Origin of the sequence: Exiguobacterium undae DSM 14481 (assembly GCF_000620805.1) — a bacterium.
Classification (GTDB): domain Bacteria; phylum Bacillota; class Bacilli; order Exiguobacteriales; family Exiguobacteriaceae; genus Exiguobacterium_A; species Exiguobacterium_A undae.
This window is the reverse complement of the sequence record NZ_KK211187.1, coordinates 2,206,202-2,219,019: the sequence shown is the minus strand read 5'-3', so window position 1 is coordinate 2,219,019 and position 12,818 is coordinate 2,206,202. Positions and strand designations below refer to the sequence as shown.

The following is a 12,818-nucleotide window of genomic DNA, read 5'->3' as shown; positions in this document are numbered from 1 at the left end:
TCATGAGCGAACGTATTTTAACCATCAATCCGGGTTCAACCTCAACGAAAATCGGAATCTTTGATGGAACAGAGCAAGTGTTTACAAAAACGTTGCGCCATTCAGCTGAAGCGGTCGGAGGACCGCTTTCAGATCAGCTGAACATCAGACGCCAAGTCGTCCTCGATGTGTTGGCACAAGAACGGATTGAATTGAAAGCGCTTACGGCAATCGTCGGGCGTGGCGGTCTGCTTCGTCCGCTCGTCAGCGGAACCTATCAAGTCAATCAAGAGATGCGGGACGATCTGTTAAACGGGACGTTTGGCGTCCATGCTTCAAATCTTGGTGGTCTGCTCGCTGATGAGATTGGCCAATCACTCTCGATTCCGGCATTTATCGTCGATCCGGTCGTCGTGGACGAACTGGAACCGATTGCCCGGATTACAGGCTTGCCTGAACTTGAACGGAAAAGTATTTTTCATGCTTTGAATCAAAAGGCCGTCGCAAAACGCTATGCCAAGGATATCGAAACACCGTATGAACAATTGCGGCTGATCGTTGCCCATATGGGTGGGGGAATTACAGTCGGGGCTCACCTCAACGGACGTGTGATTGATGTCAACAATGGACTGGACGGAGAAGGTGCTTTTTCACCGGAACGGAGCGGGTCCTTGCCTGTTGGTCAACTAGTAGAACTATGTTATAGTACCAAGTATAAACTCGAAGAAATGAAGCGTCTGGTCGTTGGGTCAGGCGGACTTGTCGCGCACTTAGGCACTTACGACGCGGTTGAAATCGAACGCCGGATTGACGATGGCGACGAAAAAGCTGCTTTATTATATGACGCAATGGCGTATCGAGTTGCAAAAGAAATCGCAGCCCAAAGTGCTGTTTTATATGGTCAGGTCGATGCAATCCTCTTAACGGGTGGACTTGCCTACAGTGACCGGTTGACCAGTGCGATCGAAGAGCGGATTGCGCATCTCGGGTCTGTCGTTCGGATCCCGGGAGAAGATGAATTACGGGCTCTTGCGGAAGGTGTATTACGTGTCCTGCGCAATGAGGAACAAGTTAAGGAATATGGAGGCGAACCAACATGGCTAGAGAATTCGACGTCGTTGTCCTAGGTGGTGGTCCCGGTGGATATGTTGCAGCGATTCGTGCTGCCCAAGCCGGGAAGACGGTAGCAATCGTAGAACAAGGGAAACTCGGGGGAACCTGTCTTCATCGTGGATGTATTCCTTCCAAAGCATTTTTGAAGTCGGCAGCGGTTTATCAGACAGTCAAACACGCCGCTACATATGGCGTCGACGTACCGGAATCGTTTTTACGGTTCGAACAGGTCAAACAACGGAAACAAGACATCATCGATGGTCTCGAATCCGGAATACAGCATCTGATGAAAAAAGGAAAAATTGAAGTCTTTCACGGTCGCGGTTCGATTCTTGGACCAAGTATCTTTTCACCGATGCCGGGAACGATCAGCGTGGAGCCGGAAGAAGGCGACGGCGAGTTGATTTTACCGCGCCAGCTGATTGTTGCGACGGGTTCACGCCCACGTCCGTTGAACGGTCTGGCGTTTGACTCGGAGTACGTCCTCAGTTCAGATGAGGCACTCGATATGAATGCCTTACCTAAATCAATCGTCATCATCGGCGGCGGCGTCATCGGGATTGAATGGGCGTCGATGCTGACGGACTTTGACGTCGCTGTCACCGTCGTCGAGTTCAGTGATCGGATTTTACCGACGGAAGATCAGGCCGTCAGCCGGGAAGTTGCCCGTCAGCTCAAAAAGCGCGGCGTCAAGATCATGACGAGCGCAGCTGCACAAAGCGACAGCTTCCAACTGACAGAGTCCGGTGTGACGATCGATGTCGACCGAAATGGCGACAAGACGACGCTTGCTGCCGATAAATTGTTGGTCGCAATCGGTCGGATGGCGAATGTCGAAGGGATCGGACTTGAAAATACGAACATCGTCGTCGAGAACGGATTCATTCAAGTTGATGATGAATTCCGGACGAAGGACAATCATATCTTTGCCATCGGCGATGTCATCGGACGCCTGCAACTGGCGCACGTGGCTTCGGCAGAAGGTGCAAAAGCGGTCGAAACGATTGTCAACGGTTCGACGACGCCGCTTAACTATGCGTTTGTGCCCCGTTGTATCTACAGTGTGCCGGAAGCGGCTTCTGTTGGATTGACAGAAGCGGAAGCACAGGCGGCCGGGCTCGATGTCAAAACGGGGATGTTCTCGTTTAACGGTCTCGGTAAAGCACGGATTGAAGGTGAAGCAGCAGGATTTATCAAACTCGTCTCCGATGCGAAAACGGATGATTTGGTCGGGGTCCATATCGTAGGACCAAAAGCGACCGAGTTGATCAGTGAAGGAGGACTGGCGCTTGTCTTGAATGCAACAGCCTGGGAGGTCGGTCAGCTTGTTCACCCGCACCCGGCGCTTTCAGAAGCATTTGGTGAAGCAGCGTTAGCAGTCGATGGATTAGCGGTTCATGCCTAAGGAGGAAAAACAGATGGAAAAAATAGAATTCAAAGAACTCGTCGAACTGGGTTTGACGGAGCAAGATGCCATTCAAATGTTTGAGACGATGGTGCGCGCACGAAAGATTGACGAACGGATGTGGAAATTGAACCGGGCGGGAAAAATTCCATTCCTCGTCTCCTGTCAAGGACAGGAAGCAGCACAAGTCGGTGCAGCGTACGCCCTTGAAAAAGGAACGGACTATATCCTGCCGTATTACCGCGATCTTGGTGTCGTCCTGCATTTTGGTCAGACGTCGCGGGACATCATGTTATCCGCCTTCGCCAAAGCGGAAGATCCGAACTCCGGCGGACGCCAAATGCCGGGCCATTACGGGTCACGTGCCCTCAACATCGTCACGGGATCTAGCCCGGTGACGACACAAGTCCCGCATGCCGTTGGGATTGCCCTAGCTGCGAAGATGCGTCAAGAGCCGCTTGTAGCCTATGTCTCGTTTGGCGAAGGCTCGTCGAACCAAGGCGACTTCCACGAAGGCGCAAACTTTGCCGGCATTCATAAACTGCCGGTCATCCTGTTCTGTGAAAACAACAAATATGCGATTTCGACGCCGCTCTCGAAACAATTGTCGGCGAAACACGTCGCCGACCGGGCAATCGGTTACGGGATGCCGGGTGTGACGATTGACGGTATTGATCCGCTTGCCGTTTATAAAGCCGTCAAGGAAGCCCGTGAACGTGGTCTTCGCGGTGAAGGTCCGACATTGATTGAGGTTGAAGTCGAACGGCTTGTGCCCCATTCATCGGATGATGATGATAAATCGTACCGTTCAGCGGAAGAACTGGCTGAACTGAAAACACGTGACGGGGTCAAACTGTTCCGGGAAAAATTGATTCAGATGGGTGTCTTGACGGAAGAAACGGCACAAGACATCGAAGCGAAACTTGAACAAGAAGTTGATGAAGCGACGGCTTATGCGGAAGCAGCGGCCTACGATACAGCTGAAAACACACTCCGTTACGTGTACGATGAGGGGGAAACGAAATGACGACGTTAAGTTTAATCGAAGCGATCAACAGTGCAATCAAAGAAGAAATGGAACGCGATGAATCGGTGTTCGTCCTCGGGGAAGATGTCGGCGTCCGCGGCGGCGTTTTCCGGGCGACACAAGGCCTACTCGAACAGTTCGGGGAAGCACGTGTCATCGACGCACCGCTTGCTGAAAGCGCAATTGCCGGTGTCGGAATCGGAGCTGCGATGTACGGGATGCGACCAATCGCTGAGATGCAGTTTGCTGATTTCATCATGCCGGCCGTCAACCAAATCGTCAGTGAAGCGGCAAAAATCCGGTATCGTTCAAACAATGACTGGTCGTGTCCAATCGTCATCCGGGCACCATTCGGCGGCGGGATTCACGGAGCACTTTACCACTCACAATCCGTCGAAGCGATGTTCAATTCAACACCGGGCTTAAAAATCGTCATTCCTTCTAACCCGTACGATGCAAAAGGATTGCTGAAGGCAGCCATCCGTTCCAATGATCCGGTCCTGTTCTTTGAGCATAAACGCGGATACCGTCTTCTGAAAGGCGAAGTTCCGGAAGAGGATTACATCGTCGAAATCGGCAAAGCCGATGTGAAGCGGGAAGGCGAAGATTTGACGGTCATCACGTACGGTCTTTGCGTTCAATTCGCCCTTGACGCGGCAGCCCGCCTTGAAAAAGACGGCATTGATGTCCACATCCTGGACTTACGAACGGTTTACCCGATCGACCGGGAAGCGGTCGTCGCAGCAGCCCGAAAAACGGGGAAAGTCTTACTCGTGACAGAGGACAATAAAGAAGGCAGCGTCATGAGTGAAGTGTCGGCGATCATCGCGGAAGAAGCACTGTTTGATCTCGACGCGCCAATCGAGCGTCTGTGTGGTCCGGATGTACCGGCGATGCCATACGCACCGACGATGGAAAAATTCTTTAACGTCTCGAGTGAAAAAATCGAAGACAAAATCCGGACGCTACACGCGTACTAAGGGGGAAACGTCAATGAAAACCGAAACATTAACGATGCCACAACTTGGTGAGAGTGTAACGGAAGGGACGATTTCCCTCTGGCTCGTCAAACCAGGCGATACGGTCAAAAAATATGATCCGATTGCAGAAGTCATCACGGATAAAGTCACGGCAGAAGTCCCGTCGTCGTTTGATGGTGTCATCGATCAACTTCTCGCAGAAGAAGGTGACACGCTGCAAGTCGGGGAAGCGATCGTCACCTTGCAAGTCAGCGGCGGTTCAACGGAAGTCGCGGCGACGGAAGAAGCCGTTCCAGCTGTCGAAGAAACACCCGTTTCCAGTGACCAGTCGATGAAAAAACGCTATTCTCCCGCTGTTCTGAAGTTATCGTCGGAGCATGCGATTGATCTTGAACACGTGACGGGGACGGGAGCCGGTGGACGGATTACCCGAAAAGATATCTTAAAAGTGATTGAGACGGGACAAACGCGTCAGCCGGATACCGTCGAAGCGCCGACGATTCAATCAGTCCCGGCAGCAAAACCAGCAACACAACCGGAACGACAAGAACAGCCGCAAGTCGCGCGGCCTCAAGCAGCTAAACCGGTGACGAGCACAACAGAAGCCGGAGACATTGAAATTCCGACGGCAGGTGTCCGTCAGGCCATCGCAACGAACATGGTGCGTTCGAAACAGGAAGCACCGCATGCCTGGTTGATGATTGAAGTTGACGTGACAAATCTGGTCGAAGCCCGGAACCGCCATAAAGATATTTTCTTCAAACAAGAAGGCGTGAAATTGACGTTCCTGCCGTTCTTCATGAAAGCAACGGTCGAAGGTCTAAAAAAACATCCAATCATGAATTCAACTTGGGCAGGCGACAAGATCATCCAGAAAAAAGCGATCAACTTGTCACTGGCCGTCGCCACGCAAGAAGCCTTGTTTGTACCGGTCGTCAAGAATGCCGATGATCTCAGCATTAAAGGACTGGCCCGGGCAATCGATGATTTCGGCAAACGGGCGCAAGCCGGCCAGTTGTCTTCAAGCGAGATGCAGGGCGGAACATTTACGGTCAACAATACCGGATCATTCGGTTCGATTCAGTCGGCACCGATTCTGAATTTCCCGCAAGCGGCGATTTTATCCGTTGAATCGATCGTTAAACGTCCGGTCTGGGTCAATGGGATGTTTGCAGCGCGCGACATGGTCAACCTGTGTATGTCGATCGACCACCGGGTGCTCGACGGACTCGTAGCCGGTCAGTTCCTCCAGACGGTCAAGCAAGCACTCGAGTCAATCGATCCGGATCAATTGTCTTTATATTGATTCAGACAAATCTATTGACAGAAAACGGTTTCCGACGTAACATAAAAAACAATTAGACAACAACAGACGCAATGACGAAGAGAAGTAGCCTATGAAACGATTCAAGAGAGCTGATGGGTGGTGCGAATCAGTATCGGGAAACAGGTGAATGGACTTCTGAGCATCAGACCGAACTTACAGTAGGCTCTGACGGCTACCTCCCGTTATCGAGGACGACGAATCAGGGCAACCGGTTCGTTCGAGGGGACTAGTAATAGTCAACGAAGGTGGTACCGCGGGTCTTCCCGTCCTTCATGTTTATCATGAATGGGCGAGAAGACCCTTTTCGTATTCAACTGCATAAAAAAATCGATGAATGAGTTAAGTAGTCAAACAAATCGTTGTTCCAGAGAGCGGAAGAGAGGTGGAACTTCCGTACAGCGATGTCTGATGAATGGTCTCATGAGAGCATGGCTGAACGGTAAGTAGGCCATGACGGAAGCCCCCGTTATCTTAGGCTACGATGTCTCGTCAAGACGCATCGGAAATGAGAGGGAACATTTGTTGTTCCAATTGTGAGGTGGCACCGCGAGTCTATCGTCCTCCATACGGCATATTTGCTGTATGGAGGACTTTTTTTATATCAGGAGGCGAAACAGGATGATCGAGACAGAACAATTGATAATGGAACAACTGGAGATGAACGGAGATGAACTGACACCGATTTCGATTTTTTTACAGCTCGAAGGGGATCGGAAATGTCTGCTTGAAAGCTCGGCAAGCGCGGGTAACGGCCGTTACTCGATCATCGGGGTCAACCCGGTCGAATTGCTTCGGGCGGAAGGAAATCAGGTGACACGGCAAAATCTTCACACACGAGAGACACATGTGATGACGGGGAACCCGGTTCAACTCTTGCAACAAGCAGTCACCCGTCCGGCTACCGAAACGGATTTCCCGTTTCTGAGTGGCGCCATCGGCTATGTCGGGTATGATGCGATTCGTGCCTATGAGAACATCGGTGCCGTGCCGGACAGCGACCGGAATTTACCGGATGCCTTGCTTGCCGTGTATGACGAAATCATCTTGTATGATCATTTGGAACACCGGGTCCACTTGATCCAGACGTCACTCGGAGGACTGACTGACCGGGAAGAGATGTCCCGGCGACTCCATGAACGTAAAGCACAGCTGGAACAGACCGGTGAACGGACACGGATGGAGCGACCGCTTGAAAACATCGTCTACCAACCGCAAATCGAAAAAGAGGCGTTCCTTTCGTTGGTTGAACAGGCGAAACAACATATACGGCAAGGGGATGTGTTCCAACTCGTGTTATCGCAACGACTCGATGCGACTTTCGTCGGCGATCCGTTCCACTTTTACCGGAAACTCCGGCAGGACAACCCGAGCCCGTACCTCTTTTACATCGATTTAGGAGAAGTGATCGTGCTGGGTGCTTCGCCGGAAAGTTTGATTCAGGTCAAAGGACGGCACGTGACGACAAATCCGATTGCCGGAACACGACCGCGTGGAAAAACGAAACAGGCGGATCAAGCTCTCGCCAACGAATTGCTACACGATGAAAAAGAACTAGCCGAGCACCGGATGCTCGTCGACTTAGGACGAAATGATCTAGGTCAAGTGTGTCAGGTCGGAAGCATCCATGTGTCACGGGAAATGGAGATTGAACGCTTCAAAAATGTCATGCATCTCGTTTCTGTCGTCGAAGGGACACTCGCCGAAGGAAAAACGGGAGCCGATGCGCTCGTCGCCTGCTTACCGGCCGGAACGGTCTCGGGTGCTCCGAAGATTCGCGCAATGCAGTTGATCAATCAATACGAAACGAAAAAACGGGAAGTGTATGCCGGGGCGGTTGGCTATTTTGATGTCAGCGGGAATTTAGACTTTGCTCTGGCGATCCGGACGATGGTCATCCAAGACGGAAAAGCGTACGTTCAGGCTGGAGCGGGTATAGTCTATGATTCCGATCCGATCCTTGAATTCGAGGAGACCTTGCATAAAGCGAAATCCTTACTGGAGGTTTGGAAATGATTGTACTGATCGATAATTATGATTCCTTTACCTATAACCTGTATCAATTCGCTGCGGCGTATGATGAAATACAAGTCATCCGCAATGATGCGATCGAGGTGAGTGCAATTGCCGCATTACATCCGGCAGGCATCATCTTATCACCGGGACCGGGAAACCCGAACGACGCCGGGATATGTCTTGACGTCATCCGGACGTATTCCGGGAAAATTCCGATTCTCGGTGTCTGTCTCGGGCATCAAGCCATCGGGCAAGCATTTGGTGGAAACGTCGTTGAAGCAGCAGAAATCCGCCATGGTAAAACATCGAGCATCCGACAAACGGGACGGTTGTTTGAAGGGTTGCCGGAACAACTGGACGTGATGCGGTATCATTCCTTGATCGTCGAGCGGACCACCTTACCGGACGTCTTGGACATTACCGCCACGACAGAAGACGGAACGATCATGGCGCTGGAACACCGCGACCATCCGACTTACGGGATTCAATTTCACCCGGAATCAATCGGCACACCACTCGGGCAACAGATGATTCAACGATTTATCGAACTGACGAAGGAGTGACAGGAATGAAGGATGTATTGACGAAATTAACGAATGCCAACCATCTCCGTTATGAAGAAATGCAACAGGCTGCGCGCCAATTGTTTGCGACGGATGTCACGGACAGCGAAATCGCCGCCTTTCTCGTCGCCTTAAAAGCGAAAGGGGAAACCGCAGAAGAATTAGCAGGTCTGGCCTCGATCATGCGTGAAGTCGCACTCGACATTCCGGTGACGGGAACGGATTTCATCGACAACTGCGGTACGGGGGGCGACGGCTCCCAGTCGTTTAACATCAGCACGACGGCTGCATTTGTACTGGCCGGCGCCGGAGCGAAGGTTGCGAAACACGGCAACCGGAGTGTTTCCAGTAAAACCGGCAGTGCCGATGTGCTCGAAGCGCTCGGTGTGAAGTTAGATGAGACACCGGAAGAACTGGCGGCATTGCTTGAGACGAACGGGATCGCTTTCTTATTCGCCCAACGGATGCATCCCCGTGTCAAACAAATCATGAAAGTACGCCGCGACTTACGGATTCCAACGATTTTTAATCTGATTGGACCACTGACGAATCCAGTGCCGCTAAAAACACAGTTACTCGGCATTTATCGGGAAGATTTACTTGAAACGATGGCCTTGACGCTGCATCGGCTCGGACGAAAACGTGCAATCGTGCTTCACGGAGCCTGTGGAATGGATGAAGCGTCACTAGCCGGGACGAACCAACTGGTCCTGCTCGACCAAGGCGAATTGATCCGCTTCAGTCTCCATCCGGAGGAAGTGGGTTTATCGGTCGCACCGATCGAAGCCATCCGCGGCGGAACAGCAGCGGAAAACGCGGACATTCTCTTACGGGTCTTGCAGGGAGAAGCCGGTCCATACCGCGATACGGTGTTACTCAATGCTGGAATCGCCTTGTTCGCTGAAGGACGCGTTCAAACGATTCGTGAAGGAATCGAACGGTCGGCAGAGAGCATCGACTCCGGTCGGGCACTTGAAAAATTACAATACTTGCAACGGATGAAACAAGAGGAGGCAATCGGATGAATATCTTAGACCGTATCATCGACACGAAACGACTGGAAGTCGCACAATTGAAAATGACCGGGGTTCCTTCGGCGGAGCATCGCCCGTTAAATCCATCGATTCATCAATCACTTGGCGGGACCGATTTATCCGTCATCGCGGAAATCAAACGGGCCTCACCATCAAAAGGCGACATCTCATTAAACGTCGATCCGGTGGCGCAGGCGAAACGGTATGCCGCCAGCGGCGCGACCGTCATCTCGGTCTTGACGGACCAGACGTATTTTAAAGGGAGTATGGAAGATCTGGCAGCCGTCACCGCAGCCGTCGATGTGCCTGTCCTCTGCAAAGATTTTATGGTTGACCGAATTCAAATTGATCTGGCGAAAGCACACGGGGCAAGTTTGATTCTGTTGATTGTCGCGGCACTCGATGATGACACGCTACACGATCTGTATGACTATGCTTATGCAGGCGGGCTTGAAGTCCTGGTCGAAGTGCATGATGCGACGGAGCTCGAGCGAGCGGAACGGTTGCAGGCAAAAATCATCGGCATCAACAACCGGAACTTGAAGAAATTCGAAGTGAGTCTCGACACGTCGCTTGCGTTGCTGAAGACGAAGTCGCCGGATGTCCGGTATATCAGCGAAAGTGGGATCAAGACGGTCGAGGAAGCGAAAATGTTGCACGCAGCGGGAGCGGATGGGATTTTAATCGGCGAAACCTTGATGCGGGCAGAAAATCCGGCTGATTTCATTCAAGCTGTCAGTGGAGCCAAACATGACACGCATTAAATTTTGTGGGCTGAAACGAATGGAAGATGTGCACTACGCGGTTGACCGGGCCGACTATATCGGGTTTGTCTTTGCCCCAAGCAAACGTCAAGTGACGCTGGCGGAAGCAGCGGCGCTCCGGTCAGAGATTCCCGAAACGATCCAAGTCGTGGGTGTGTTCGTCTCGCCGACGCAACAAGAGATCGAGGAAGCGGTTGAGCAGGTCGGGCTTGACATGATCCAGCTCCATGGACCGGTCGCGGACGAGCTGTACCGCAAGAAACGGGTGCCGATCATTCAGGCGCTCCCGGCGGATGCCATCGATGCGATTCACCCGAAAGCGGATTTTGTCTTGTTTGATGCACCGGAAGCGGGCAGCGGGCAACCGTTTGATTGGACGACGGACTTACAAGCGGATCAACCGATATTCGTCGCAGGTGGTCTGCAGGCAGCTAACGTCGGACAAGTGATCGAACGATATGAACCGTTTGCCGTCGATGTCTCAAGTGGTATTGAAACGAATGGTCAAAAAGATACGAAAAAAATGCAGGCATTTCATGATGCCGTAAAGGAGACTTTTAAATGACACGTTATTCACAACCGGATGCACTGGGACAATACGGAATCTACGGAGGCCGTTATATCCCGGAAACGTTGATGCAAGCCGTCCTTGAGCTCGAACAAGCCTATGCCGAGGTGAAAGAGGATCCGGCGTTTCACGAACGGATGAATGATTTACTCGAAAACTATGTCGGTCGCAAAACACCGCTCTATTATGCCGAACATTTGACGCGGGCGATCGGCGGTGCCAAGATCTACTTGAAACGTGAAGATTTGAACCATACCGGTGCCCATAAAATCAACAATACGATCGGTCAAGCCTTGCTTGCTGAACGGATGGGGAAACGAAAAATCGTCGCGGAGACCGGTGCCGGACAACACGGTGTGGCGACAGCGACCGTCTGTGCCTTGCTTGATCTCGAATGTGTCATCTTCATGGGTGAAGAAGACATCCGCCGGCAAGAGCTCAACGTCTTCCGGATGGAGTTACTCGGTGCCAAAGTCATTTCTGTAACCCAAGGGAGCCGGACGTTAAAAGACGCTGTCAACGAAGCGTTGCGTTACTGGGTCAAACATGTCGACGATACGCATTACTTGATGGGCTCGGTCCTCGGACCACACCCGTTCCCGGAAATCGTCCGTGATTTCCAAGCCATCATCGGTCAAGAGACACGAGCGCAAATCCTTGAAAAAGAGGGCAAGTTACCGGAAGCCATCGTCGCCTGTGTCGGAGGCGGCAGTAACGCGATCGGCATGTTCCATCCGTTCATCGATGATGAGGAAGTGGCGTTGTACGGCATCGAAGCAGCCGGAAGCGGACTCGACACGGAAAAACACGCCGCCACGATGTCAAAAGGTGAAGTGGGTGTCCTGCACGGATCGATGATGTATCTGTTGCAAGATGATCATGGTCAAGTCACGGAAGCCCATTCGATTTCGGCCGGATTGGATTACCCGGGAGTCGGACCGGAACACAGTCTGTTAAAAGATATCGGTCGTGTTCAGTATGAAGCCGTGACGGACCAACAGGCACTGGATGCCTTGCAACTGCTCTGTCAAAAAGAAGGCATCATTCCGGCACTGGAGTCGGCCCATGCGGTCGCGCAGGCGACGGAACTTGCAAGAGGGATGCAACCGGAAGAAGTCGTTGTCATCTGTCTCTCCGGACGCGGCGATAAAGATGTCATGACCGTCAGAAACGCCTTAAAGGGGGAAGCATGATGCGATTAGAACAAGCAATCCGTACAGTCAACGAACGTGGTGAAAAAGCCTTTATCCCGTATGTCATGGGAGGCGACGGAGGCATCGACCGTTTACCGGACATCTTAGCGTTCCTCGAACGCTCCGGTGCGACAGCAATCGAAGTTGGTGTACCGTTTTCTGATCCGGTCGCCGATGGTCCGGTCATTCAAGAAGCGGGACTCCGGGCGTTGGCGGAACAGATCAGTTTGAAGGATGTGCTGGAAGCGATCCGGATTGCGCGTCAGTCGACAAGCGTTCCAATCGTCGTCATGACGTACTTGAACCCGATTTTCCGGTTCGGCATTGATTCGTTTCTCGCAACCTGCCGTGAAGTTGGTGTTGACGGGCTGATCATTCCAGACTTACCGCTCGAACAAAGCGATCAATTTTTTGCCGGCCGCAACAAACAGGACATTGCGCTGGTTCAACTCGTGTCGCTGACGAGTCCGATGGAACGTATTGAAAAAATCGCGACGCACAGTGAAGGATTCCTCTACGCCGTGACGGTCAACGGGACGACAGGGGGACAGACGAACTTCGATGATGCACTCGAGCAACACTTGGCGAACGTGGCACAACTCAGTCCGGTTCCGGTTTTGGCCGGTTTCGGGATCAGTACACCAGCGCACGTCCGACAATTAGGTGCAAGCGTCGCCGGTGTCATCGTCGGCAGTAAAATCGTCGAGTTGCTGCAACAGGGGGATGAAGCGGCAATCGAACAGTTGATGGCCGCCCGGTTACCGGATGTGACAGTGTAAGTGGATCTAAAAATGACGGACTTTCAGCCGTCGGAACATAAATAGGGATGCCTGGATTATATATCCCGGCATC

12 protein-coding genes and 2 other annotated features are annotated in these 12,818 nt (G+C 52.1%); all 12 genes read left to right on the top strand.

Translation table 11 applies throughout. The annotated features are described in order from the left end of the window. Positions 1-2: 2 nt before the first annotated feature. The 12 genes from buk to trpA all read left to right on the top strand — a co-directional run bounded on the left by buk (position 3) and on the right by trpA (position 12,745). Positions 3-1,106: a butyrate kinase gene (buk, locus tag P397_RS0112300; protein WP_028106747.1), complete on the top strand. Its 1,104-nt coding sequence runs from the start codon at positions 3-5 to the stop codon at positions 1,104-1,106. Continuing rightward, positions 1,076-2,497, top strand: a complete 1,422-nt coding sequence (lpdA, locus tag P397_RS0112295; protein WP_028106746.1) for a dihydrolipoyl dehydrogenase — start codon at positions 1,076-1,078, stop codon at positions 2,495-2,497. Before buk ends, lpdA begins: the two co-directional genes overlap by 31 nt. A gap of 13 nt (positions 2,498-2,510) precedes the next feature. Continuing rightward, the gene (locus tag P397_RS0112290) at positions 2,511-3,524 is read left to right on the top strand and encodes a thiamine pyrophosphate-dependent dehydrogenase E1 component subunit alpha (protein WP_026833545.1); all 1,014 of its coding nucleotides are present in this window, start codon (positions 2,511-2,513) and stop codon (positions 3,522-3,524) included. Beyond that, positions 3,521-4,504 carry an alpha-ketoacid dehydrogenase subunit beta gene (locus tag P397_RS0112285; RefSeq protein ID WP_028106745.1) on the top strand — a complete coding sequence of 328 codons (984 nt, stop codon included), beginning with the start codon at positions 3,521-3,523 and terminating at the stop codon, positions 4,502-4,504. The genes P397_RS0112290 and P397_RS0112285 overlap by 4 nt, the downstream gene beginning before the upstream one ends. A 13-nt stretch (positions 4,505-4,517) precedes the next feature. Continuing rightward, positions 4,518-5,810, top strand: a complete 1,293-nt coding sequence (locus P397_RS0112280) for a dihydrolipoamide acetyltransferase family protein (RefSeq protein WP_028106744.1) — start codon at positions 4,518-4,520, stop codon at positions 5,808-5,810. 62 nt (positions 5,811-5,872) lie between these two features. Then, positions 5,873-6,105, top strand: a binding site (T-box leader). A 47-nt stretch (positions 6,106-6,152) separates the two neighbouring features. Beyond that, positions 6,153-6,397: a binding site (T-box leader), on the top strand. A 52-nt stretch (positions 6,398-6,449) separates the two neighbouring features. Further along, positions 6,450-7,844, top strand: a complete 1,395-nt coding sequence (trpE, locus tag P397_RS0112275) for an anthranilate synthase component I (RefSeq protein WP_035414206.1) — start codon at positions 6,450-6,452, stop codon at positions 7,842-7,844. Continuing rightward, positions 7,841-8,407, top strand: a complete 567-nt coding sequence (locus P397_RS0112270) for an anthranilate synthase component II (protein ID WP_028106742.1) — start codon at positions 7,841-7,843, stop codon at positions 8,405-8,407. The genes trpE and P397_RS0112270 overlap by 4 nt, the downstream gene beginning before the upstream one ends. Before the next feature lie 5 nt (positions 8,408-8,412). Then, complete coding sequence (gene trpD, locus P397_RS0112265; RefSeq protein WP_026833540.1) at positions 8,413-9,432, top strand: anthranilate phosphoribosyltransferase; 1,020 nt, start codon at positions 8,413-8,415, stop codon at positions 9,430-9,432. Further along, entirely contained in the window at positions 9,429-10,205 is a 777-nt protein-coding gene (gene trpC / locus P397_RS0112260) for an indole-3-glycerol phosphate synthase TrpC (protein WP_028106741.1), read from the top strand. The genes trpD and trpC overlap by 4 nt, the downstream gene beginning before the upstream one ends. Beyond that, on the top strand, positions 10,192-10,770 hold the full coding sequence (locus P397_RS0112255; protein WP_028106740.1) for a phosphoribosylanthranilate isomerase: 579 nt from the start codon (positions 10,192-10,194) through the stop codon (positions 10,768-10,770). Before trpC ends, P397_RS0112255 begins: the two co-directional genes overlap by 14 nt. After that, the gene (trpB, locus tag P397_RS0112250; RefSeq protein ID WP_026833537.1) at positions 10,767-11,966 is read left to right on the top strand and encodes a tryptophan synthase subunit beta; all 1,200 of its coding nucleotides are present in this window, start codon (positions 10,767-10,769) and stop codon (positions 11,964-11,966) included. The genes P397_RS0112255 and trpB overlap by 4 nt, the downstream gene beginning before the upstream one ends. Beyond that, on the top strand, positions 11,966-12,745 hold the full coding sequence (gene trpA / locus P397_RS0112245) for a tryptophan synthase subunit alpha (RefSeq protein ID WP_028106739.1): 780 nt from the start codon (positions 11,966-11,968) through the stop codon (positions 12,743-12,745). Before trpB ends, trpA begins: the two co-directional genes overlap by 1 nt. Positions 12,746-12,818: the final 73 nt, after the last annotated feature.